At 67.6% G+C, this 22,379-nt stretch carries 21 protein-coding genes; 8 read left to right on the top strand and 13 right to left on the bottom strand.

Annotated elements, in window-relative coordinates; genetic code table 11:
* Positions 1–122: 122 nt before the first annotated feature.
* The gene (locus tag IEW85_RS14495) at positions 123–404 is read right to left on the bottom strand and encodes an AMP-binding enzyme (RefSeq protein ID WP_229659032.1); all 282 of its coding nucleotides are present in this window, start codon (positions 402–404) and stop codon (positions 123–125) included.
* Positions 388–1,713 (bottom strand): AMP-binding protein, encoded by a 1,326-nt coding sequence (locus tag IEW85_RS13035; RefSeq protein ID WP_229659031.1) that lies wholly within the window; start codon positions 1,711–1,713, stop codon positions 388–390. Before IEW85_RS13035 ends, IEW85_RS14495 begins: the two co-directional genes overlap by 17 nt.
* Before the next feature lie 136 nt (positions 1,714–1,849).
* On the opposite strand from IEW85_RS13035, the gene IEW85_RS13030 reads away from it, so the two are divergent.
* The gene (locus IEW85_RS13030) at positions 1,850–2,296 is read left to right on the top strand and encodes a SufE family protein (protein ID WP_188686530.1); all 447 of its coding nucleotides are present in this window, start codon (positions 1,850–1,852) and stop codon (positions 2,294–2,296) included.
* Positions 2,297–2,335: 39 nt separating this feature from the next.
* Positions 2,336–3,070, top strand: a complete 735-nt coding sequence (locus IEW85_RS13025) for a glycerophosphodiester phosphodiesterase family protein (RefSeq protein WP_188686527.1) — start codon at positions 2,336–2,338, stop codon at positions 3,068–3,070.
* A 46-nt stretch (positions 3,071–3,116) separates the two neighbouring features.
* Here the strand turns inward: IEW85_RS13025 and IEW85_RS13020 are convergent, their stop codons facing one another.
* Positions 3,117–4,373 (bottom strand): alpha/beta hydrolase family protein, encoded by a 1,257-nt coding sequence (locus tag IEW85_RS13020; protein WP_188686523.1) that lies wholly within the window; start codon positions 4,371–4,373, stop codon positions 3,117–3,119.
* 17 nt (positions 4,374–4,390) lie between these two features.
* Between IEW85_RS13020 and msrB the strand changes: the two genes are divergently transcribed.
* From msrB to IEW85_RS13000, 4 genes are read left to right on the top strand one after another with little or no spacing between them, the layout of a single operon-like run.
* Complete coding sequence (gene msrB / locus IEW85_RS13015) at positions 4,391–4,786, top strand: peptide-methionine (R)-S-oxide reductase MsrB (RefSeq protein WP_188686520.1); 396 nt, start codon at positions 4,391–4,393, stop codon at positions 4,784–4,786.
* Entirely contained in the window at positions 4,783–5,856 is a 1,074-nt protein-coding gene (locus tag IEW85_RS13010; RefSeq protein ID WP_188686518.1) for a threonine aldolase family protein, read from the top strand. The genes msrB and IEW85_RS13010 overlap by 4 nt, the downstream gene beginning before the upstream one ends.
* A 53-nt stretch (positions 5,857–5,909) precedes the next feature.
* Complete coding sequence (locus IEW85_RS13005; RefSeq protein WP_188686553.1) at positions 5,910–6,584, top strand: DUF3000 domain-containing protein; 675 nt, start codon at positions 5,910–5,912, stop codon at positions 6,582–6,584.
* A gap of 7 nt (positions 6,585–6,591) precedes the next feature.
* Complete coding sequence (locus IEW85_RS13000) at positions 6,592–7,833, top strand: ribonuclease D (protein ID WP_188686517.1); 1,242 nt, start codon at positions 6,592–6,594, stop codon at positions 7,831–7,833.
* A 4-nt stretch (positions 7,834–7,837) separates the two neighbouring features.
* On the opposite strand, the gene IEW85_RS12995 is transcribed toward IEW85_RS13000, so the two are convergent.
* The 9 genes from IEW85_RS12995 to dut all read right to left on the bottom strand — a co-directional run bounded on the left by IEW85_RS12995 (position 7,838) and on the right by dut (position 19,901).
* Positions 7,838–8,281 (bottom strand): QcrA and Rieske domain-containing protein, encoded by a 444-nt coding sequence (locus IEW85_RS12995; protein ID WP_188686514.1) that lies wholly within the window; start codon positions 8,279–8,281, stop codon positions 7,838–7,840.
* A 63-nt stretch (positions 8,282–8,344) separates the two neighbouring features.
* Positions 8,345–10,474: a 3-hydroxyacyl-CoA dehydrogenase NAD-binding domain-containing protein gene (locus IEW85_RS12990; protein ID WP_188686511.1), complete on the bottom strand. Its 2,130-nt coding sequence runs from the start codon at positions 10,472–10,474 to the stop codon at positions 8,345–8,347.
* Between the two features lie 59 nt (positions 10,475–10,533).
* Positions 10,534–11,028, bottom strand: coding sequence for a hypothetical protein (locus IEW85_RS12985; RefSeq protein ID WP_188686509.1), 495 nt, complete (start codon positions 11,026–11,028; stop codon positions 10,534–10,536).
* Positions 11,028–13,025 (bottom strand): 1-deoxy-D-xylulose-5-phosphate synthase, encoded by a 1,998-nt coding sequence (gene dxs, locus IEW85_RS12980; RefSeq protein ID WP_188686505.1) that lies wholly within the window; start codon positions 13,023–13,025, stop codon positions 11,028–11,030. Before dxs ends, IEW85_RS12985 begins: the two co-directional genes overlap by 1 nt.
* A gap of 202 nt (positions 13,026–13,227) precedes the next feature.
* Positions 13,228–16,071: an aconitate hydratase gene (locus IEW85_RS12975; RefSeq protein WP_188686503.1), complete on the bottom strand. Its 2,844-nt coding sequence runs from the start codon at positions 16,069–16,071 to the stop codon at positions 13,228–13,230.
* 288 nt (positions 16,072–16,359) lie between these two features.
* Complete coding sequence (locus IEW85_RS12970) at positions 16,360–17,847, bottom strand: class I SAM-dependent RNA methyltransferase (protein ID WP_188686501.1); 1,488 nt, start codon at positions 17,845–17,847, stop codon at positions 16,360–16,362.
* The gene (locus tag IEW85_RS12965) at positions 17,844–18,518 is read right to left on the bottom strand and encodes a DUF3159 domain-containing protein (RefSeq protein ID WP_229659030.1); all 675 of its coding nucleotides are present in this window, start codon (positions 18,516–18,518) and stop codon (positions 17,844–17,846) included. Before IEW85_RS12965 ends, IEW85_RS12970 begins: the two co-directional genes overlap by 4 nt.
* Positions 18,515–19,396, bottom strand: a complete 882-nt coding sequence (locus tag IEW85_RS12960; protein ID WP_188686499.1) for a DUF3710 domain-containing protein — start codon at positions 19,394–19,396, stop codon at positions 18,515–18,517. Before IEW85_RS12960 ends, IEW85_RS12965 begins: the two co-directional genes overlap by 4 nt.
* A gap of 19 nt (positions 19,397–19,415) precedes the next feature.
* Positions 19,416–19,901 (bottom strand): dUTP diphosphatase, encoded by a 486-nt coding sequence (gene dut / locus IEW85_RS12955; protein WP_229659029.1) that lies wholly within the window; start codon positions 19,899–19,901, stop codon positions 19,416–19,418.
* A 32-nt stretch (positions 19,902–19,933) separates the two neighbouring features.
* Here dut and IEW85_RS12950 point away from each other — a divergent pair, with 32 nt between their 5' ends.
* Positions 19,934–20,425, top strand: coding sequence for a DUF3093 domain-containing protein (locus IEW85_RS12950; RefSeq protein WP_188686496.1), 492 nt, complete (start codon positions 19,934–19,936; stop codon positions 20,423–20,425).
* 54 nt (positions 20,426–20,479) lie between these two features.
* Here IEW85_RS12950 and IEW85_RS12945 read toward each other — a convergent pair whose 3' ends face one another.
* The gene (locus tag IEW85_RS12945) at positions 20,480–20,779 is read right to left on the bottom strand and encodes a DUF4193 domain-containing protein (RefSeq protein WP_188686494.1); all 300 of its coding nucleotides are present in this window, start codon (positions 20,777–20,779) and stop codon (positions 20,480–20,482) included.
* A gap of 268 nt (positions 20,780–21,047) precedes the next feature.
* Between IEW85_RS12945 and sepH the strand changes: the two genes are divergently transcribed.
* Positions 21,048–22,376: a septation protein SepH gene (gene sepH, locus IEW85_RS12940; protein WP_188686491.1), complete on the top strand. Its 1,329-nt coding sequence runs from the start codon at positions 21,048–21,050 to the stop codon at positions 22,374–22,376.
* Positions 22,377–22,379: the final 3 nt, after the last annotated feature.

The following is a 22,379-nucleotide window of genomic DNA, read 5'->3' as shown; positions in this document are numbered from 1 at the left end:
TCGGGGCATTACGGTGAGTCATGGAGACCTCCGGTTTATCGACTTGTGAGTGTGATTACCCACATCGATACCGGAGGTCTCCTCTTTACGTCACCTGTTCACAACGTTCCGGGGCATTACACCTAGGCCGCGGCTGCGGGCGCCGTGCGGGCCTTGAGCTCACGGCGCAGAATCTTGCCCGTCCGGGATTTGGGCACCTCGTCGATGAACTCCACATAGCGAATCTTCTTATGCGGGGCCACCCGTGAGGCCATGTACTCCATGACCTCCTTCCCGCTGAGCTGGGCCGGCTGCTCCTGGGCGTCCTGGCGCACCACCACGAAGGCTTTGGGCGCCTCGCCGCCCTCCTCATCGGGGACGCCGATGACGGCGGCGTCGGCGATCTGCTCATGCTCCAGCAGCACCGCCTCCAGCTCGGCCGGGGGCCTCCTTGAGCCTGTCCACGGCAGTGAACCAGCCGCCGGTGTTGTACGTGACGATGTCTCCGGTGCGCAGCCAGCCGTCCTCTGTGATGGTGGCGAAGGTGGCCTCCTCATTGTTGAGGTAGCCCTTCATGACCAGCGGTCCGCGGGTCCACATCTCCCCCGGCGCGGATTCGCCCTCCTGGGGCAGCTCCACATCCTCTCCGGTGGCCGGATCCACCACTCGGCATTCCACATTGGCCACAGCGGGCCCGATGGAGCCCAGCGGGTTGCGGTCATCGCCGTAGGGCGCCAGATGGGAGACGGGGGAAAGCTCCGTCATCCCGAAGCCCTGCCGCAGGTCTGCTCCCAGTCGGCGACTCACCGCGGAAGCGGTGCTCTCATCCAGCGGCGCAGCGCCGCAGAGCATGGAGATGAGGCTGTCGGTGTCATAGTCATCGACCATCGGATGCTTGGCCAGGGCCACAGCGATGGGCGGAGCGATGAAGGAGACCCTGATCTGGTGGTCCTGGATGATGCGCAGGAACTCGGAGAGGTCGAATTTGGCCATGGTGACGATCTCGGCGCGGCGGTGGAGTCCGAAGTTCATCAGCACGGTCAGCCCGTAGATGTGGAACATGGGCAGCACCGCCTGGATGGGCGCTCCGGGGTCCACCGGCAGCAGGCCTTCGAGCTGCAGCGTATTGGCCACCAGATTGCGGTGGGTCAGCATCACGCCCTTGGGCACGCCGGTGGTCCCGGAGGAGTAGGGCAGCACCGCCACATGCTCGGCCGGGTCGATCTGCGGGTCCGGAGCCTCGTGCTCCTCCCCCAGCAGCGTCAGCAGCGAGGGGTGGATGCCGTCCTCATCCAGCATGATGATGCGCTCGGTGCTGAATCCGGCCTCCTCAGCTCCTACCACGGCGTTCTGTGCCAGGGCAGAGACGGTGATCATCATGGTGGCCCCGGAGGCCCGCAGCTGCCGCGCCACCTCGGAGGCGGTGTATAGCGAGTTCACCGTGGTCGCCGTCGCGCCGGAGCGCAGGATGCCGTGGAATGCGGTGACGAACTCGGGCAGATTGGGCGCCTGCAGCGCCACCACGCTGCCGGATCCGATGCCGCGGGCGGACAGCGCCCCGGCGAAGTGATCCACCTGCTGCTTCAGCGCCCCGTAGCTGACCGCCCGCCCGGTCTCACCCTGGACCAGGGCCGTGCGCGCGGCGTCCTCATCGCTCAGTGAGCCGAACAGCAGGTCATACAGGCTGAGGTCCGGGATCTCGATGGAGGTGTGCGGGCTCGTGATGACAGCCATCGGGGCTCCTTCGTCTGTCGGTGACGATCGGATGATGTGACACGCATCACTCTACTGAGGATTCCACGGATGACAAGGGCTGACACATCTCGTCACCCTCACAGCGGGCCCGTGCTCACCGGTAGACTCGGGCCGCATGAGTGAGGACGTTCCCGAGCCGCTGGCAGAGATCATCGACGAGTTCCAGTCCGTGGAGGATCGGCAGAAGCTGGAGCTGCTGCTGGATCTCTCCCGCGAGCTGCCGGAGCTGCCCGAGGGTTACGGCGATGACTACCAGGAGTCCATGGAGCAGGTGGTGGAGTGCCAGTCTCCGCTGTTCCTGAGCCTGGAGTTCGACGACGAGGCCCGCCGCGCCGAGCTCATCTTCGCCGCCCCTCAGGAGGCGCCCACCACGCGTGGCTTCGCCTCCATCCTCCACCAGGGGCTCAGCGGGCTCACCTATGAGCAGATCCTGAACACACCCGACGACGTCGCCAACCGCCTGGGACTGGCCAAGGCCATCACTCCGCTGCGGCTGCGCGGGATGAGCGCGATGCTCGCCCGGGTCAAGCAGAACATCCGCCGCCACCTCGGCGGCGCGTAGCCGCTGATCAGTCCGGGGCCTCCGATAGGATCAGGCCCTATGACTGCCCCAGCCTGGCTGACTGAGCGACCGATCGCCCATCGCGGCCTGCACGGGGGCAGCAGGGTCCCGGAGAACTCGCGCCCATCCTTCGAGGCCGCCGTGGAGGCCGGGCTCCCCATCGAGCTGGACCTGCAGCTCAGCGCCGATGATCAGCTGGTGGTCCACCACGATCCGAAGCTGGGCCGACTCACCGAGCAGTCCGGCGCTGTGCGCCGTCACAGCCTGGCCGATCTCAGGCGCATGCAGATCGCCGGTGGGCCGCATACGATCATGAGCTTCGCTGAGCTGCTGGAGCTGGTGGACGGACGCGTCCCGCTGCTGGTGGAGATCAAGGCGGGATCGGCCAAGACTGTCCGTGCCGCAGGCGTGGCCGCAGCCCTGCGAGGCTATTCCGGAGAGGCCGCCGTCCAATCCTTCGATCCGGATATCGTGGCCTGGTTCCGCAAGAATGCCCCGGAGACCCCCCGGGGCCAGCTCTCTGGAAGCTTCTCCGGGAAGCGGAAGATGTCCGCGGTGCGCCGGCTGCTGCTGCAGAACTTCGCCTATAACGTGGCCACCCGGCCCGACTTCCTCGGCTACGAGCTGGCCCACCTGTCCCCACGGCGCTCCGCCTGGCTGCGCCGCACGGGCAAGCCGCTGCTGCTCTGGACGATCACTTCCGAAGAGCAGCGGCGCCGGGCCGAGCAGCTGGGCGACAACTACATCTTCGAGGGCTTCACCCCGCTGCCCTGAGACGCGCACGGCGGCGCGGCCTCAGCGGCGGGCTCCGCAACCCCGCTCAGTGCCCCGGCTCAGCCTCGGAGAACAGGTCGGTGACCCAGGAGGTGACCCGGCCGTTCCAACGCTCCGGATCGTGGTTCCACTCCTTGACGTGCCGAGCCTGGGTGAAGGATTCGAAGCTGACCAGACCGTTCTTCTCCGCCAAGTCCCTGCTGGGTCCGTGCGGAACGGTCTCGTCGTCCTGACTGTGCAGGATCAGCGTGCGGGTGTGCAGCTGATCGGCCCGGTCGATCCAGTTCATAGCCTTCAGGTCCAGCGGCGAGGCCAGGCCGGTCACCCGGCGCCCCAAAGGATGGGACAGCAGCCACCGGGTCATCCGACCCACCGGCTCCGGCACCCGGTTGATGCGGGCCTGATGGGCCAGCACATCGATCCAATCGATCACCGGACCGGTCAGCACCAGTCCGCGCACGGCCGGCGCCAGCTGGGAGCGGTCGGCGGCCTGCAGGCAGATGGCCCCACCCATGGACCAGCCGAAGAGCAGCACCTCATCGGCGCCGTGGTCCAGGGCATAGCGGATGCCTGCCTCCACATCCTCCCATTCGGTCATCCCCAGGCCGTAGCGACCGTCCGGGGCGGCCGGGGCCTCACCGTCGTTGCGGTAGGAGATCAGCAGGGAGTCCAGGCCCAGCTGCTGAGCAGCGGGCAGAGCTTTGATGCCCTCCACACGTGTGCCGGCACGCCCGTGGACCATGATGGCCCAGATGTTCCTCTCGGCCAGCGGACCCTCCGGGTTCCCGTTGGGGACGTACCAGGCGGCGGCCTCCCCCACCGGGGTCCCCACGGTGACCTCGTCGAACTCGTAGCCGGCCTCCCCCGGGTCCCGGTGGAAGCCGGAGCTGACCCATCCGCGGCGGGCCGCACGCAGATCGCCGGCCACCACCTCCTCCACACGTCGGGTCACCGTCCCGTGCTTGGGCTCCAGGGCTGTGACCTCACCGATCTTGGCCAGACCACGGCCGGCGTCGAAGTGGAGGCCGTAGGTTCCGGAGACGATGGTCTCCGGGGTGCTGGTCAGCACCACCTCCTGGCCGCGAGAGGCCTGGATGACGGCGAGGATCTCGACGTCGGCGCGCTTCTCATGGACCGGGGTCACCACCACACGGGCCAGATAGGCCGCAGCGGCCGAGGCGGTGGCCGTCATCGTCATGCCGGCGGCGAGCCCCACCCCGGCGCCGGAGGCCACCGACCGCACCCAGGGGGTCTGCGGTGCGGTCTCGGCCTGTGCTTCCTGTCTGAATGGAATCGAAGCCATAGAAGTAGAATAGGCATATGCAGATCAGTGACGAGGAATGGCAGAAGCGACTCTCCCCCGAGGAATTTCAGGTCCTGCGTCAGGCCGGGACAGAACGCCCCTTCACCGGCGAGTACTGGGACAACGAGCACGCAGGCACCTACCGGTGCCGCGCCTGCGGCGCCGTGCTCTTCACCTCGGAGACGAAGTTCGACGCGCGCTGCGGCTGGCCGAGCTTCTATCAGCCCGCGGATGACGCGAATGTGACGTATCTGAAGGACACCAGCCTGGGCATGGAGCGCGTGGAGGTCCGCTGCGGCAGCTGCGACTCCCACCTTGGCCACGTCTTCTCCGGCGAGGGCTTCGGAACGCCCACCGATCAGCGGTACTGCATCAATTCCATCTCTATGACCTTCGACGAGGACGGTGCATGAGCGAGCGCTCCAGCCCCGCTGAGCACACCCCGCTGGACGCCAGCTTCGCCTCCGACAACGTCTCCGGAGTCTCCGAGGAGATCATGACCGCGCTGACGGCCCAGAACTCCGGCTCCGAGCTGCCCTATGGGGACGACGCCGGCACGGCGACTCTGCGCGAGACCGCTCGGGAGCACTTCGGCCCCCAGGCGGAGATCCTGCCTGTGTTCAACGGAACCGGGGCCAACGTGGTGTCCCTGCAGGCCCTGCTGCCCCGGTGGGGCGCGGCGGTCTGCACGCAGATCGCCCATGTGAACACCGATGAGGGCGGAGCTCCGGAGCGGCTGGGCCTGAAGCTGCTCCCCCAGCCCGCTGAGGACGGCAAGCTCACCCCGGAGAGCATCCGCGCGGCGGCTGAGGATCTCGACTTCGTCCATGCCGCCCAGCCACTGGCGGTCACGCTGACCCAGTCCACTGAGCTGGGGACCCTCTACTCCGTGGAGGAGATCGCCGCCCTGGCCGATGAGGCGCACCGGCTGGGCATGGCCGTGCATATGGACGGCTCGCGGATCTCCAACGCCGCTGCCGCTCTGAGCACCTCGCTGGGCGAGCTGACCACGGAGCTCGGAGTGGACGTGCTGAGCCTGGGCGGCACCAAGAACGGCGCCATGGCAGCCGAGGCTGTGGTGGCCATCCGTCCGGAGAAGGTGCCGGGACTGAGCTTCATCCGCAAATACTCCATGCAGCTGGCCAGCAAGCAGCGCTATGTCTCCGCCCAGCTGAACGCGCTCTTCGGCACAGATCTGTGGCGGCGCAACGCCGGACATGCCAACGCGCAGGCGCACCGGCTCGGTGAGCAACTGGCGCAGATCGAGGGTGTGAGCCTTGCCCGGCCCACCGAGGTCAACGCGGTCTTCCCAGAGGTGCCCGCACAGATCGCCGAGGCCATCCAGAGCAGGTATCTGGCCCATGTCTGGGAGACCGCGCCCAGCGGGAACCCGGTGCTGCGCCTGATGTGCTCCTTCTCCACCGAGGACGCAGAGATCGAGGCATTGGTCAGAGTCGCTGAGGGCGCCGCACGGCGCGCCTAGCACATCATTCTCAGAAGGATTCCTAGGCTGGAACCGTGACAGCAATCGGTCCCATGCACCGCGGCTTCGGCGACGCGGCAGGCCGGGGCGACCAGACAGGCGCCTCCGGCCTCGAAAGGCTGCCGCAGTCCTTCCTGACCGCCCTGGGTGACCTGCGGCGGGCCGCACCCCGCTCCGAGGCGCTGGTGGAGGAGACTCCGGCCCCGTCCAAGCTGGCCCCCTACGCTGTCGCCCTGCGCGCAGAGGTGAGGGACCCGGCCGCCACAGCGCCCGGAAGCCACCCGGTGGCACGACTGCGCCCCGCCCCCAATGAGGATGAGCTGCTGGCCACCGGCCGGTTCATCCTGCTTCACGATCCAGAGGGCCAGGAGGCCTGGGGCGGAACCTTCCGTGTGGTCATCTACATCAAGGCCGAGCTGGAACCCGAGATGGGCAATGATCCGCTGCTGGCCTCAGTGGCCTGGACCTGGCTCTCCGACTCTCTGGCCCAGCACGGCGTGGAGTACAGCCGCGCCGGCGGCACGGCCACCCGAATCCTCTCCGAGAGCTTCGGCAGCTTGGAGGACCGGCAGGCCAGCAACGACGTCGAGCTGCGCGCCTCCTGGACGCCCACGGGCACTCGATTCGACTCCCACCTCGAGGCGTGGGCGGATATGGTCTGCTCCTTCGCCGGGCTGCCGCCGCTGCCCGACGGCGTCGTGGCGCTGCCCCACGTGAGGAGAAGCTGACACCCTGATGTCAGAGAACACCGAACAATCGCAGGAAGAGCTCCCGCCTCTGCTCACCGAGCCTGAGGACGGCGTGCCCTTCGTCATCGACACCGACCGGGGCCTGAAGCGTTGCGCCGAGGCGCTGGCAGTCGGCACCGGTCCGGTGGCCATCGACGCCGAACGCGCCTCCGGCTTCCGCTATGGACAGCGCGCCTTCCTGGTCCAGCTCAAGCGCGAGGGCTCCGGCCTGTGGCTGGTGGACCCCGAGCCCTTCGACACGCTGGCCCCGCTGCAGAAGGCTCTGGGCGATGCGGAATGGATCCTCCACGCCGCCACCCAGGACCTGCCCTGCCTCGCGGAGCTGGGCATGAGCCCCCATGCGCTCTTCGACACGGAGCTGGCCGCGCGTCTGGCCGGGCTGCCCAAGGTGGGCCTGGGCGCCGTCGTCGAGAACCTGATGGGCGTGCGGCTGGCTAAGGAGCATTCCGCCGCCGACTGGTCCACCCGCCCGCTGCCCAAGGACTGGCTGCGCTATGCGGCACTGGATGTGGAGCTGCTGATCCCGCTGCGGGAGAAGCTGACCGCACTGCTCGCCGAGCAGCGCAAGGCCGAGTGGGCTGCTCAGGAGTTCGAGTACGCCCGGACGCACCGTCCGGCGGTGGTCCCACGCAAGGAGCGCTGGCGCAAGACCAGCGGCGTCAACAAGCTGAAGAACCCGCGGAAGCTGGCTGTGCTGCGGGAGCTGTGGTTCGCCCGCGAGTCACTGGCCGAGAAGAAGGATGTGGCCCCGGGGCATATCCTGCCCGATTCGGCGCTGATCGCAGCCGCCGATGCTCTGCCGCGCACTGTCCCTCAGCTGCTTTCGGTCAACGGCTTCCACGGCCGTGCGGCCAAGCGTGAGGCGCCGCGCTGGCTGCGGGCGATCAAGACCGGATCCTCCACCCAGGACATGCCGGAACAGCAGCGCCGCAGCGGCGGTCCGCCGCCTCCGCGCTCCTGGAAGGACCGCAATCCGCTGGCCTATCGGCAGTATCGGACGGCGCGCGCCTGGCTGACCCACCGTGCTGAGCAGCTCGAGGTCATGCCGGAGACGCTGCTGACCCCCGCAGTGCTCAAGCAGCTCTGCTGGACTCCCCCGGAGCAGATCGACCTGGACTCGGTGAATGCCGCGCTGACTGAGCTGGGCGCGCGGCCGTGGCAGGTGGAGCAGGCGGCCGCCGTGGTCGCGGTGGCGCTGTTGGATCCGGATCCGATGGACGCCGTCTGACGGCTCAGACCAGGACGCGGATCTCGCCCTCGTCGATCTCAGCGGTGAAGCGGGTCAGCGGCTCGCGGGCGGGACCGCCGTACGGCACGCCGTCCTCCAGCTGATACACCGAGCCGTGGCAGGGGCAGTGGAAGCGATCCTCCTGGGCATCCACCGCACAGCCCTCGTGGGTGCAGACATTGGAGAAGACGTGGACCTCCTCCTCGGAGGCCCGATACAGCAGCAGCTCATGCTCACCGGTCTGGGCCCGGCCGGTCTCCCCCACGGGGAGATCCTCGGCAGACACCAGGGTCTCCCAGGTGGAGCCCTCATGGGTGGCCGGCGCCGATTCCTCCTCGGCCAGGGCATCGGTCTGGCAGGCGTTCAGCGCCAGCCCCGAGGTGCCGGTCAGCCCTGCGGCGGCGGTGGTACGGACGAAGGATCGGCGTGAGCAGCAGGAGGAAGACACCCCGGTATTCTACGCCCGCGGCCGAAGGGCCGCGGGCGCAGAAGCACCGGGATCACACGGCCGTCACACGGCGGCGTCGAAGCGGCGTCCGTTGACCCGCTCGCTGGCTCCGCACTGGTCCAGATAGGGCGTGATGCCGCCGCGGTGCATGGGCCACCCGGCGCCGAGGATCATGCAGAGGTCCACGTCCTTGGGCGAGGCCACCACGTCCTCCTGGAGCAGCAGGCCGATCTCCTCGGCCAGGGCGTCCTGGACAGTGGTCAGGATCTCCTCGGCGCTGCGCCGGGTCTGTCCCTGTGGCAGCAGCTCACGCGTGGAGTCATTGATGGCGACCGAGCCGTCCTCCTGACGGCTCCAGATCTCGGTCACCCCGTTGTCGATGAGGCGCTGCAGGTTCTCCGAGACGTAGAAGCGGTCGCCGAAGGATGCCTGCAGAGACTCAGTGACGTGCTGAGCCACCGGGACGCCCACCATGGCCAGCAGGGTGAAGGGGCTCATCGGCAGCCCGATCGGACCCAGGGCGCCGTCGGCGGTCTCGGCATCGGTGCCTTCGTCGAAGGCCTTCTGCACCTCGGCCATCAGCCGCAGCAGCACGCGGTTGACCACGAAGGCGGTGGAGTCGCGGCTGAGCACCGGAGTCTTGCGCAGATCGGCCGCCAGCTGGAATGCCGTGGCGATGGGCTCATCAGCGGTCTGCGGGGTGCGGGCGATCTCGATCAGCGGCATGACCGCCACCGGATTGAAGAAGTGGAAGCCGATGACCCGGTCCGGATGCTTCAGATCGGCGGCCATCTCAGTGACCGACAGCGAGGAGGTGTTCGTGGCCAGGATCGCCTCCGGAGAGACGATCTCCTCCAGCTCGGCGAAGACCTGCTTCTTCACACCGATCTCCTCGAAGACCGCCTCGATGACGAAGTCGGCATCGGCGTAGACGCTCTTGTCCACCGAACCGGTGACCAGGGAGCTCAGACCCTCGGCCTGCTCCACGGAGATGCGCCCCTTCTCGGCCAGCTTCTTCGCCTGTCCGCGGATGTAGTCCACCCCCTTGTCCACGCGCGCCTGGTCGACATCGCTGATGACCACCGGCACCTGCAGCTTCTGGGCGAAGACCATGGCCAGTTGGGAGGCCATCAGACCTGCACCCACGACGCCGACCTTCTTCAGCGGTCGCGGCTGGGCCTCAGGCACTCCGGCGGGGCGCTTGGCCCGCTTCTGCACCAGCTCCAGGAAGGCGTAGACCGTATTGGCAAACTCATCGGTGACCATGAGGTCGCCCAACGCCGCGACCTCCTCCCGACGCTCTTCGGCGCGGCTGCGGCGGCGGCCAGCCTCGAAGAGCTCCAGTGCGCGCTTGGGCGCCGGGGCGGAGTCACCGGTCTTGGAGGCCACTGCCTTCTGTGCGGCGGCGAGGCCTCGCTCCCAGGCGGCCTCGGAGTGGTCCCGCTCCCGGTGTGCGGTCAGCGCGCCGATGGCGGCGGAGTCCTGACTGATCACCTGTGCCGCGAAGGTCAGCGACTCCTCCAGGAAGGTGTCGGCGCCGAACAGAGCATCGGCGATGCCCAGTGCGTAGGCCTGAGCTCCCTTGAGCGTCTTGTTGTTGTTCAGCGCATTGGTGAAGATGACCTGCGCAGCCGCCTCCGGGCCGATGATCTTCGGCAGGCGGTAGACGCCGCCCCAGCCCGGGACCAGGCCGAGGAAGGCTTCGGGCAGGGAGAGAGCCTTGGCCTCCTCGGAGACGGTTCGGTAGTGCGCGGCCAGGGCGATCTCCAGGCCGCCGCCCAAAGCCGTTCCATTGATGAAGGCGAAGGTCGGAACCGGGAAGTCTTCCAGCAGCTCATAGGCGTGGTGGCCCAGATCCGCCATGGCACGCGCCTGGTCCTTGGAGTCGATGCGGTTGACCGCACCGAGATCGGCCCCGGCCACCAGGAATCCCGGCTTGCCGATGACACCCAGTCCGACGATCTCGCCGGCCCGTGCACGCTCGGCCTGAGCGGCCACCGTCTCCCCGAACTCGATGAGCGAGTTGGGGCCCAGCGTGCTCGGACGCTTGGGGCTGTCATTGTCCAGACGGATCAGGGCGAAGGTCCCAGCTCCCTGGGGAAGCTCTACGTCCTCCACCCTGCTGTGGGTGACCACCTCATCGTCGAAGGCGGTGGCAAGATCACGGTAGGCACTGAAGTCAGAATGTTCCATAGGTCACATGCTACCCACCGGTAGCTTGGGTGGCCAGAGACACACCCTGCTTCAGCTCCTCAGCGGGTGATCTCCACCTTCGACAGCGGGACGTCGGTGTGCTTGATGGCCGACTGTGCGGCGTCGACGGCCTTTCTGGTGCGCACGGTCTGCGAGGTCATGACAAGGGCCTGTCCCCCGCCCTCGCGCGGCTGCTGCTCAGGGTCGGACAACGCGCCCAGGCCGCGCCAGGCCAGGGCCACCAGCACGGCCTCATGCACGCTGTTCGCATTGCGGCGCTCCGAGGCATTGGGCTCAGCGCCCTTGAGCGGATACGCCACGGTCAGCGTGCCGAGCTCCTCGGCCGCGGGCTCTGCGTAGCCGTCCTCTGCGCACTGAGCGGCGAAGGACTCCACCAATGCGTCAGCCTCTTCTGCCGAGGCCTTCTCCGCGGTGATCTTCCCGTTGGTGCCGACCTTGCCGTGGTGGACCACGAACTCTCCGGCGCTCTCGTCGTACCAGGCCTCCCGGTAGTGCCAACCCTGCTCGGGATCACGACGGAACAGACTGAGCATCAAGACTCCTTGGTTCGATGAAAGACCGGGAGCTCCCCGGTGGGAAGCTCCTCACCCGGCAGCGGCCGGGCGAAGGGGACTTTGGTGCCGAGCACCTGTCCCACAGTGTCCTGGGCGATCCGCTGGGCGGTCAGACCCACACGATCCAGCACCTGGGCGCGGCTGCCGTGGGCCAGGAACTCGACGGGCAGGCCGACCTCGTTCAACGCGGTGTCCACGCCGGCCTCGCGCATGGTCTGGCGGATCCGGGAGCCGACGCCGCCGGCCTTCACCCCGTCCTCCAGGCAGACCACCAGGCGGTGGCGGGCGGCCACGGAGACCACCGACTCCGGCACGGGCAGGACCCAGCGGGGATCCAGCACAGTCGAGCTGATCCCCTGATCCTCCAGTCGGCGGGCCAGGTCCAGGGAGAGCTCGCCCATCGTGCCCACGGAGACGATCAGGACATCGGCAGTGTAGGCACCATCCTCATCAGCCTCACCGCGCAGGACATCGACGCCGTCTTCGAAACGCTCCAGCGCCTCGATCTCGCCGTTGACCGAGCCCTTGGAGAACCGAACCACAGTGGGTGCGTCATCCACTGCCACAGCCTCGCGCAGCTCCTCCCGCAGGCGGGTGGAGTCACGGGGTGCGGCGATCTGCAGCCCGGGAACGATCTGCAGCAGCGAGAGGTCCCACATGCCGTGGTGACTGGGCCCGTCAGGACCGGTGACTCCGGCCCGGTCGAGCACCAGGGTCACTCCGGCCTTGTGCAGGGCCACATCCATCAGCAGCTGATCGAAGGCGCGGTTGAGGAAGGTGGCGTAGACGGCCACCACCGGGTGCAGCCCGCCGTAGGCCAGCCCCGCGGCCGAGGCCACAGCGTGCTGCTCGGCGATGCCCACGTCATAGACCCTGTCCGGGTGCTTCTGGGCCATGGAGCGCAGCCCCACCGGGATCATCATGGCACCGGTCAGCGCGACGATGTCCTCGCGCTCATCAGCGATGGCTGTGATCTCCTCCTCGAACACAGAGGTCCAGGAACGGGAGGATCCGCTGGAGACGGGCTCGCCGGTCTCCGGATCGATCACGCCGACCGCATGGAACTGGTCCTTCTCATCGGCGCGGGCCGGAGCATAGCCGCGGCCCTTGTCGGTGAGGGCGTGGACGATGACCGGACCGCCATAGTTCTTGGCGTCAGACAGTGCCTCCTCCATCGCAGACTGGCTGTGACCGTCCACCGGACCGATGTACTTCATCCCGAGGTCCTCGAAGAGGCCCTGGGGCGCCCAGAAGTCCTTGGCACCCTTCTTCGCAGCATGCAGGCTGCGGTAGACCATCTGGCTCAGCGGGCCGCCGTGGCGGAGCCGCTGCTTGGTGCCGTCCATGGTCTGCTCGTAGATGCGGTGGGTGCGGACCTTGTCCAGGAAGCCGCGGCGCAGATGGCCCAGCTGCTCGGCCAGTCCGCCCACAGTGGGCGCATAGGAGCGGCCGTTGTCGTTGACCACGATCACCACGCGGCGGTCCTTGTCCGCGGCGATGTTGTTCATCGCCTCCCAGGCCATGCCGCCGGTCAGAGCACCGTCACCGATGACGGCCACTGCGAAACGGTCCTCCTCACCGTTGAGCACCCGAGCCTTGGAGATGCCGTCGGCCCAGGACAGGGAGGAGGAGGCGTGGGAGGACTCCACGATGTCATGCACCGATTCGGCACGCTCAGGATAACCGGCCAACCCGTTCTGCTGGCGCAGCGTAGAGAAGTCCTGCCGGCCGGTCACCAGCTTATGGATATACGACTGGTGGCCGGTGTCGAAGATGATCGAGTCCCGTGGAGAGTCGAAGACGCGGTGCAGGGCCAGCGTCAGCTCCACCACTCCGAGGTTGGGGCCCAGGTGGCCGCCGGTCTGGGACACGTTGGCGATGAGGAACTCGCGGATCTCCTCTGCCAGCCGCACCAGCTGCTCATCGCTCAGCTTCGACAGGTCCTGCGGAGACCGGATCGTCTGCAGAATGCTCATTCGTCCATTCTAGTAAGTCTGAGATGAAACGACGACGGCGGCCGACTTCTCTTCCTCAGATCGCGAAGCGCGCCACGCTGCCGCGTGTCGCGAAACCCTTCGCTCCCACAAGAAATCCTGAGAAGTCGGCCGCCGTCGTCATCTGGTGCTCTGAGCAGGTGGCCGGTCAGGGTGCTGACCGGCCACCTCTTCAGTCAGGCGATCACTGGTTGTCGACCAGCTGGCGCAGCACGTATTGCAGGATGCCGCCGTTGCGGTAGTAGTCGGCCTCGCCCGGGGTGTCGATGCGGACATCCGCGTCGAACTCCACCGTGGAGCCGTCCTCCTTGGTGGCGGTGACCTTCACAGTCTTCGGCGTGGTGCCCTCGTTCAGAACAGTGATCCCGGAGATGGAGAAGGTCTCGAAGCCGCTCAGGCCCAGGGTGTCTGCGGACTCGCCCTCAGGGAACTGCAGCGGCAGCACGCCCATACCGATCAGGTTGGAGCGGTGGATGCGCTCGAAGGACTGCGTGATGACAGCCTTCACGCCCAGCAGGCGGGTGCCCTTGGCCGCCCAGTCACGGGAGGAACCGGAGCCGTACTCCTTGCCGCCCAGGACCACCAGCGGAGTTCCCTCTGCCTGGTAGTTCTGTGCCGCGTCGTAGACGTAGGCCTGCTCGCCGCCCTTGGTGAAGTCGCGGGTGAAGCCGCCCTCCACGCCGGCGCCGTCGTTCTCATCGGCCAGCAGCTCGTTCTTGATGCGGATGTTGGCGAAGGTTCCGCGGATCATGACCTCGTGGTTGCCGCGGCGGGAGCCGTAGGAGTTGAAGTCCTTGCGCTCCACACCGTTCTCCAGCAGGTAGCGGCCTGCCGGTGTGTCCGACTTGAAGGAGCCGGCCGGGGAGATGTGGTCGGTGGTGACCGAATCGCCCAGCTTCAGCAGCACGCGTGCACCCTCGATGTCCTCCACGGGCTGGGGCTCCAGCTCCATGCCCTCGAAGTAAGGAGCCTTGCGGACGTAGGTGGAGTCCTGGTCCCAGGCGAAGGTGGAGCCCTCGGGGGTCTCCAGCTCCTGCCAGCGGTGATCGCCCTCGAAGATGGTGCCGTACTTCGAGGTGAACATGCCGGTATCGATGGACTCATCGATGATCTGCTGCACCTCGGATGGGTCCGGCCAGATGTCCTGCAGGAAGACTGCGTTGCCCTCAGCATCCTGACCCAGCGGCTCGTTCTGGAAGTCGAAGTCCATGGTGCCGGCCAGAGCGTAGGCCACCACCAACGGCGGGGACGCCAGGTAGTTCATCTTCACATCGGGGTTGATGCGGCCCTCGAAGTTGCGGTTTCCGGAGAGCACGGAGGTGACCGCGAGGTCCTCCTCCTGGATCTTCTGGGAGATCTCCTCCTCCAGCGGACCGGAGTTGCCGATGCAGGTGGTGCAGCCGTAGCCGACCACGAAGAAGCCGATCTTCTCCAGGTACTCGATCAGACCCGACTTCTCGTAGTAGTCGGTGACGACCTTCGAACCGGGGGCGATGGAGGTCTTGACCCAGGGCTTCTGCACCAGGCCCTTCTCCACTGCGTTGCGGGCCAGCACACCGGCGGCCAGCATCACGTTCGGGTTGGAGGTGTTGGTGCAGGAGGTGATGGATGCGATGGAGACCGCACCGTGGTCCAGGTTGAACTCACGGCCGTCGGGCATCTGCACCGGAACCTGCTTGGAGGGCCGGCCCACCACCGGTGCGCCGGAGCCGTCCATGTTCCGCGGCTTGTCGGCCGGGTCCTGGGCCTCTCCCGCGGCCGCGCTCGGCGCGTCCGAAGCCGGGAAGGTCTCCTCCACCGACTCGTCGACGTGACCGTTGCGGCCGTCGTCCTCCTGGGCGTAGTTGTGGATGTCCTTGCGGAACTGCTCCTTGGCATCGGTGAGCTCGATGCGGTCCTGCGGACGCTTCGGGCCGGAGATGGAGGGGACCACAGTGGAGAGGTCCAGCTCCAGGTGCTCGGAGAAGCGCAGCTCGCGGGACGGGTCGTGCCACATGCCCTGCTCCTTGGCGTAGGCCTCCACCAGAGCAAGCTGCTCCTCGGTGCGGCCGGTCAGGCGCAGGTAGTCGATGGTGACGTCGTCGATCGGGAACATGGCCGCAGTGGAGCCGAACTCCGGGGACATGTTGCCGATGGTGGCGCGGTTGGCCAGCGGGACCTCGGTCACACCCTCGCCGTAGAACTCGACGAACTTGCCGACCACACCGTGCTCGCGGAGCATCTGAGTGATGGTCAGCACCACATCGGTGGCGGTGGCGCCGGCGGGGATCTCGCCGGAGAGCTTGAATCCGACCACACGCGGGATCAGCATGGAGATCGGCTGGCCGAGCATCGCTGCCTCGGCCTCGATGCCGCCCACGCCCCAACCCAGGACGCCCAAGCCGTTCTCCATCGTGGTGTGGGAGTCGGTGCCCACGCAGGTGTCCGGGTAGGCACGAAGCGCGCCGCCGACGTTGCGGGTCATGACCACGCGGGCCAGGGACTCGATGTTGACCTGGTGGACGATGCCCATGCCCGGGGGCACGACCTTGAAGTCATCGAAGGCGGTCTGCCCCCAGCGCAGGAACTTATAGCGCTCACCGTTGCGCTTGTACTCGATGTCCATGTTGCGCTCGATGGCATCGGAATTGCCGAAGGAGTCGATCTGGACGGAGTGGTCGATGACCATCTCGGCCGGTGCCAGCGGGTTGATCTTCTTCGGGTCGCCGCCCAGGTCGGTGACGGCCTCACGCATCGTCGCCAGGTCCACCACGCAGGGCACGCCGGTGAAGTCCTGCATCAGCACACGGCCCGGGGTGAACTGGATCTCCTTGGAGGGCTGCGCGGTCTCATCCCACTGCCCGAGCGCCTTGATGTGCTCGGCAGTGACGTTTGCTCCGTCTTCGGTGCGCAGAAGGTTCTCGAGCAGAACTTTCAGGCTGTACGGGAGGGAATCATAGCCCTCGACCGTGTTGAGACGGAAGATTTCGTAATCGGCTCCGTCGACGTTGAGAACGCCTTTGGCTCCGAAGCTGTCCACAGTGCTCACGCGGGACTCCTCTGTAGTTGCCAGACTGACACTGTCCGGGAGACTGCTCTCACGGACGCCGGCCCTTCGATGGATGGGGAGGTTCAGCAGAGGCCGTGATCGCCTCCCCCTCGAGGCCCAGCTCAGCGGTGAGCTCGGGCGCCGTCGGCGGAGTCAGTGGTGCGACCAGGCCTGAGTCTGATGTCCCTCCACAGCGTTCAGGGCCGTATCGCTGTCCATCCTACTCGTTCGGGCCTCTGTGACGTGCACCATGACGTCCTCGGCGAGGCTGCCGCGCGCAGCACGGCCTCAGCGGGTGAAGGAGGCCACCGCCTCCATGTGGTGCGTGTTGGGATAGAGATCCAGCACGCGCAGCCCATCCATCCGCCATCCGCGGCTGATCAGCTCTTTCGCATCTCGAGCGAAAGATGAGGGCTCACAGGAGACATAGACGATCTGCGCCGCATCGGTCTGATCCAACCCCTCGATCACCCGAGTTCCGGCACCGGCCCGCGGCGGGTCCAGCACCACTGTTCCGGCGCTCCGTCCGTCCTCCGCCAAGAAGCTTCGGACATCACCCAGGGAGCGCTCCACAGGGGCCTGCAGGATGCGCACCTGGTCCATCTCAGCGAAGAGCTCCTCGGCGCTGCGGCTGGAGGCGTCGGCGGCCTCCACGCTGAGCACACGGCCGCTGTTCCCCACCTGCTGCGCGGCCCAGGCGCTGAACAGCCCGGCACCGGCATAGAGATCGACGACGGCCTCCCCCGCCGCACTGCGGGCCATCTCCCCGACGACGCCGACCAGCGCCTCGGGAGCGCCGCGGTGGACCTGCCAGAAGCCTTCGGGGCGCAGCTGCACCGCTGAGCTGCCCCGATGTGGTCCCACCGGCAGCGGCTCGCTGACCGTGCGGTCTCCGGCGAGCAGTTCATAGTCCACCCGCGCCGGACTGGTGGAGTCGCTGCGGCGGCCGCGCTGATTGCGCCCGCGCCGGCCTGCGGGACGTCCGTTCGCCGAACCGGGAGCGGCCACCGCCAGCAGGACGTTCGCGATGGACGGGTCCTCAGAGGCCAGAGTGTGAAGCCGGGCGCGCAGCCCCTCCTGGTCCTGCCCCTGCGCCACCGTGTGGACCACCAGAGTCAGGTCCCGCCCACCGCCGGGAGCCACAGCGTCCACCCGGTGGGCACCGCGGAAGTCGGCGGAGAAGATCCTGCTCTCGTGGATGCCCGCCACGGCCAGCGGCATGCCGCGCAGCTCGATCAGATCATTGCTGCGGTGCGGCTTCATGCTCAGCATCCCGTTGGGATCCACGGCGAAGCTCACCCGAGTGCGCCAATGCAGCCCGTTGCTGTGCGGGCGGCTGATGTCCTCCACATGGACCTCGCCGTCGGCGTGCTCCTGCGGGATGTTCAGATCATGCAGCGAGATGCCTCCGATCCGTTGCAGCGTGTCCCGGAAGACCTGGCCCTTGAGCCGGCGCTGGTGCTGATCGGTGATGTGTCCGAACTCAGCTCCGCCCACCGGCAGGCGCCCCATCTCATCGGCCCGCAGCGAGTCGGCCAGCTTCCAGATGTGCCGGCGCCGGTAGTCGGAGGCGGAGACGACCTCGACGACGTCGGCGCGCCAGAACTTCGCCTGCTCACCGCCTTCGGTCAGCCGGGCCCGCACCACCTCCCCGGGGATGGCGTGGCGGACGAACACCACGCGGCCCTCATAGCGGGCCACACAGTGACCTCCATGGGCCATCGGGCCGACTTCCAGCGTGAGGACCTGCTGGTCCGCGGAGGGGGCAGCTGTCATGAGGTGCTCTCACGTCCGATCTGCGGTTCGGGGCGGGTGATCATCCAGCACACCCACAGGGCCAGCGCGTAGAGCGGCATGCCCATCACCAGCCGGGCCACACCCAGGGCGGCCACGTCGTCGGCCAGGTACATGGGAACCTGCACGATCAGCCGGGCGGCCATGACCACCACGATGATCCAGGTGGCCAAGGCGTAGCGGCGGCGGCGCACCGTGTCCTTCCGCCAGTCCATACCTTCTCCGCGGACCAGCCCGAAGAGCAGACCGATGATCGGCCAGCGCACCAGGATGGAGACGATGAAGGCCAGGATGTAGGACCCGTTGATGAAGAAGCCGGGGGCGTAGAAGTCGCGGCCGTCGCCGGTGGACATGGCGGCCAAGGCACAGATCCCGACGCCGGCGAGTCCGGAGAGGGACTGGATCAGCGGTCCGCGCTGCAGCAGTCGGCCCACAGCGAAGACCCCCGCCAGGACGAGGGCGATGATCAGCGCCGGGGCGAGGTCATCGGTCACCACGAAGGTGACCAGGAAGAACGCCGCCGGGAGTGCGGCCTCCAGCAGACCGCGCACGCCTCCGATGGAGGCCATGACGTTCAGCGACCCGTCCTCACGGGTGTGAAGCTTCGAGGCCGCGCTGCTGGAGAGCTGCCGTCCGACGTCTTCGGTGCTCACTGTTCGGCCGCTCCCGAGGCAGAGACGTCGGCGGCGGCAGGGTTCGGGCTCTCGCCGGTGCGGCGCTGAGCCGGGTTCCGCGGCACGGTGACGCGCTTGGCGCCCTCCGGCGGACGCAGCTGCAGAAGCTCACGCGGGGGCATCGGGTCATCTCCGCGGACCACGACGATCCGGGAGAAGAGGTCCTCCACCTCTTGGGCCGCGCTGCGGTCGATGGCGCCGCGGCCGCCGACCACGCCGCGCAGGAACCAGCGGTTGCCCTCGAAGCCGATGAACCTGGCCACGCGCCAGCCGGAGCGGCCGTCCTTCAGCGTGGTGGGGACCCGAGCGACGAGCTCCTTGCCGAAGCGGCCCTCGGCCTCTTTGACCTTGCCCTTCTGCTTGACCACAGATTCCTGGATCTGCTGGCGCACCTCATCCCAGGTGCCGCCGGACTTGGGCGCAGAGAAGGGCTGCAGCTGCACGCTGGCCTGGCCCACCGAAATGGTCAGGGCCACCACACGCTTGGTCTTCTGGTCGATGTCCAGGCGGACCTTCTGGTCCTTGCCGCCGGGGATCATGACCGAACCGAAGTCGATGTAGCCCTTGCGCGACTCGATCTCGCTGACGTCATAGGGCCCGCTCGAAGTCTCCTCCTCAGCGGAGTCGGCAGCCGAATCCTCGGGGTCGTGGCCCTCCACCCGGGGCGCATCGGCGGAGAAGGAAGCGGACTTGTTCTCGCCCTTCGTCTCCGCCTGCTCTGCGGCGGCAACGTCCTCAGCGGTCTCGGCCGAGGCGTCCTCCGCCTGATCGGCCGCTGCGGACTCCTCCTTCAGCGCATCGCGGATCGTCGGCGGCGCCGCGGCCTTGTCCTTCGATTTCTTCTTTCCGAAGAGCATGGGGATTGACCTCAATTCCTTACTGTTGCGAGCCGAGTCCGGTGGAGCCGAAGCCGCCTTCGCCGCGCGCGCTGTCCTCGAGATCAGCCACCGGCACGAAGTCGGCCTGGCCGATGCGCTGCAGCACCAGTTGGGCGATCCGGTCTCCGCGGCTGAAGTGCACGGTCCCAGCGCGATCCGTGTTCAGCAGGCACACCTTCACCTCACCACGATAACCGGCGTCGATGGTGCCGGGGGTGTTGACCAGGGTGATTCCGTGCCTGACCGCTAAGCCGCTGCGCGGGTGGACCAGGCCCACCCATCCCTCGGGCAGCGCGATGGCGATGCCGGTGGGGACCAGGCGGCGCTCCCCCGGCTCCAAGGCGAAGTCCTCAGCGGCCAGCAGGTCGGCACCGGCGTCGCCGGGGTGTGCGTAGCCGGGCACCGGGAGCTCGGGGTCCAACTGGCGGATGGGGACGGTGATCTTCTCAGGTGTGATCGTCTCAGGGGAGGTCTGCGGACTCATGCCACTGAGTCTACTCATGCGACGATAGGGATATGACGACTCAGTACGACGACGGCGTGCACTACGCCGAGAAGCTGTGGCCCTCCTGGTGGCTTTGGACCGCTGCAGTGATCATCGGGGCCTCGGTCTCCCTGATCTTCTTCCCCATCGACCTGTTCTTCGGCTTCCTGACCATGGGCGCCGGCATCCTGCTGCTGGTCTTCGCCCTGGTCATCACCACCCCGACCATCGAGGTCCGCGAGGGCTGGCTGCGTGTGGGTCGCGCGCAGATCGAGACCGGTCATCTGGGCCGCATCGTCGCCCACCGCGGACAGGCCGCCCGGGAGCAGCTCGGCCCGGGCTTCGACGCCCGCTCCTACCAGTGCATCCGCGGCTGGATCAGTCCGGTGGTCACCGCTGAGATCACCGATGAGCAGGACGCCACTCCCTATTGGCTGTTCTCCACGCGCAACCCGGAGGCGCTGTTGAAGGCGCTGGGCTCCACGGAGCAGGTGCGCGAAGAGGGCGTCAGCACCACCGGCTGAGCCGGGGGCCGACACCCTCTTGGCGAGTGCGGTCAGCGGGGAGGATTCCTTCTGCTATGCGTCGCAGTCCTTGCAGATGAACATTCCGCCCTGCTCCCGGGATACCTGGGAACGGTGGCGGACCAGGAAGCACTCCCCGCAGGTGAACTCGTCGGACTGGGCGGGCAGGACCCGCACCTGAAGCTCTTCGTCGGAGAGATCGGCGCCGGGCAGCTCAAAGCCCTCGGCGGCCTCAGCCTCATCCTCGTCGACCACCGCGGACTGGCGGTTGTTCGAGCGATTCTTCAGCTCTTCGATCGAGTCCTCATTGACCTCGTCGTCGTTCTTACGCGGTGCATCGTAATCAGTTGCCATGAGAGTCGCTCCACACTTCGAGTCCGTACGGCCTAATCGGTCGCACAGATTGTGCCCTCCCCGGGGGCGTATGGACAAATCGGGACACGCATGTTGAGCCGTGAGCAAAAATCGTTCGGGTCAAGCTCGAAGGATGCGGCCCCATTCTGTCTCCCCCGCGATACAGTGGCGAGAAGCGAAAGCGAGACGGCCGCTCCGGCCGGCGGGCCCGAAACCCGCCTGTGAGCAGGGGCGGCGGTCTCCACAGTCTTTTCGGAGGAAGCCTCTCATGCAGCACCTGCGCATCGTCGGCGTCGGCGACGAGGAGAATCGGAATCAGCTGATCCTCTCAGACGATGATGGCAACGAATACGCGCTGCCTGTCGATGACGCTCTCCGCTCTGCCGCGGGCCGCGCCGCCCGGCAGAGCTCCTCCTCTGACGACTCCCCCGCTCCCCTGTCTCCCCGTGAGATCCAGGCGCGGCTGCGCGCCGGCGACTCGGTGGCGCAGGTCGTGGAGGACTCCGGCCTGGACCACAAACACGTTGAGCGCTACGCCGGTCCGGTGCAGGCCGAACGCTCCTATATCGCCCAGCGCGCCCGCAGCACTGAGGTGGCCGCCGCATCCACCGCCGAACACCACCGCCTGGCCTTCGGCGACGCCCCCGCCAGCCTGGAGGCCATGGTCAAAGTCCGCCTGCGCGCCATGGAGGTGGAGCTGAAGACGGTCTCCTGGGATGCCTGGCGCCGTGAGGACGGACGCTGGACGGTGGAGTGCTGGTTCGATGTGGGCTCCTCGGAGACCCACGGGGCCGGCATCGGGCTGCAGCCGCCGGCCGAATGGACCTTCATCGCCGAGTCCCGTCAGCTGACTGCGGCCAACCGTTGGGCCGAGTCGCTGAGCTCCCTGCCGCTGCCGGGCAAAACCCGCCGCCGCGACAGCTCCCGCCATCTGGCCGCGGTGGATGCCCCCTTCGACGTCGACGCCGAACACTCCCCTTCTGCTGCACGGGACCGCGCGCGCTCCGCTCACGAGTCCGCGCAGCGGGAGCCTCAGCAGCCGCAGCGCCGCCATGACGCCGCCCGCCGGGCCGCCGCAGAGGCTTCGCAGAACACTGAGCCGCAGCCCAGCGGCGACGGCGCCGAGGGCGGAGAGCATGAGGATCTGCTGGATGTCCTGCGCGCCCGCCGCGGCCAGCGCTTGGGCGCCGATGAGGAGTCAGACGAGAAGCTGGCGCTCATGCTCACCCGCGATGAGCAGGGCGAAGGTGAACCCGTTGAGCCCCGCCTGCGCCCGGTGGAGGCTCCCGAGCAGGAGCCGGGGGCCGACCCGGACGAGCAGTTCACCGGCCCGATCCCGGGGCTGGAGGACAGTGGGGTCAGCGCGGACCGCTCCGAGGACAGCGAAGAGCAGGACGCGGCAGGCACCGATGCCTGGGGCTTCTCCTATGAGGACGGCGGCGAAGAGACCGAGGGACCGTCCCCCGAGGAGGCCCCGGAGCAGAAGGAGCCTGAGCAGCGCGAGGAGGCTCCCGAGCCCCGCCACCGCAAGCGTTCCTCCTCCCGCCGTCCCTCGATGCCGAAGTGGGATGACATCCTCTTCGGCGGCAAGGACTGAATC

The sequence above is a fragment of the Nesterenkonia cremea genome, from assembly GCF_014642675.1.
Taxonomy (GTDB): Bacteria; Actinomycetota; Actinomycetes; order Actinomycetales; family Micrococcaceae; genus Nesterenkonia; species Nesterenkonia cremea.
The sequence above is the reverse complement of the archived record's forward strand: the minus strand, read 5'-3'. Positions and strand labels throughout refer to the sequence as shown.

Bases quoted from the DNA above. Each gene is read 5' to 3' on its own strand.
- IEW85_RS13035 (WP_229659031.1), bottom strand. From the start codon at position 1,713: ATGGCTGTCATCACGAGCCCGCACACCTCCATCGAGATCCCGGACCTC.
- IEW85_RS13030 (WP_188686530.1), top strand. From the start codon at position 1,850: ATGAGTGAGGACGTTCCCGAGCCGCTGGCAGAGATCATCGACGAGTTC.
- IEW85_RS13025 (WP_188686527.1), top strand. From the start codon at position 2,336: ATGACTGCCCCAGCCTGGCTGACTGAGCGACCGATCGCCCATCGCGGC.
- IEW85_RS13020 (WP_188686523.1), bottom strand. From the start codon at position 4,373: ATGGCTTCGATTCCATTCAGACAGGAAGCACAGGCCGAGACCGCACCG.
- msrB (WP_188686520.1), top strand. From the start codon at position 4,391: ATGCAGATCAGTGACGAGGAATGGCAGAAGCGACTCTCCCCCGAGGAA.
- IEW85_RS13010 (WP_188686518.1), top strand. From the start codon at position 4,783: ATGAGCGAGCGCTCCAGCCCCGCTGAGCACACCCCGCTGGACGCCAGC.
- IEW85_RS13005 (WP_188686553.1), top strand. From the start codon at position 5,910: ATGCACCGCGGCTTCGGCGACGCGGCAGGCCGGGGCGACCAGACAGGC.
- IEW85_RS13000 (WP_188686517.1), top strand. From the start codon at position 6,592: ATGTCAGAGAACACCGAACAATCGCAGGAAGAGCTCCCGCCTCTGCTC.
- IEW85_RS12990 (WP_188686511.1), bottom strand. From the start codon at position 10,474: ATGGAACATTCTGACTTCAGTGCCTACCGTGATCTTGCCACCGCCTTC.
- IEW85_RS12985 (WP_188686509.1), bottom strand. From the start codon at position 11,028: ATGCTCAGTCTGTTCCGTCGTGATCCCGAGCAGGGTTGGCACTACCGG.
- dxs (WP_188686505.1), bottom strand. From the start codon at position 13,025: ATGAGCATTCTGCAGACGATCCGGTCTCCGCAGGACCTGTCGAAGCTG.
- IEW85_RS12970 (WP_188686501.1), bottom strand. From the start codon at position 17,847: ATGACAGCTGCCCCCTCCGCGGACCAGCAGGTCCTCACGCTGGAAGTC.
- IEW85_RS12960 (WP_188686499.1), bottom strand. From the start codon at position 19,396: ATGCTCTTCGGAAAGAAGAAATCGAAGGACAAGGCCGCGGCGCCGCCG.
- dut (WP_229659029.1), bottom strand. From the start codon at position 19,901: ATGAGTCCGCAGACCTCCCCTGAGACGATCACACCTGAGAAGATCACC.
- IEW85_RS12950 (WP_188686496.1), top strand. From the start codon at position 19,934: ATGACGACTCAGTACGACGACGGCGTGCACTACGCCGAGAAGCTGTGG.
- IEW85_RS12945 (WP_188686494.1), bottom strand. From the start codon at position 20,779: ATGGCAACTGATTACGATGCACCGCGTAAGAACGACGACGAGGTCAAT.
- sepH (WP_188686491.1), top strand. From the start codon at position 21,048: ATGCAGCACCTGCGCATCGTCGGCGTCGGCGACGAGGAGAATCGGAAT.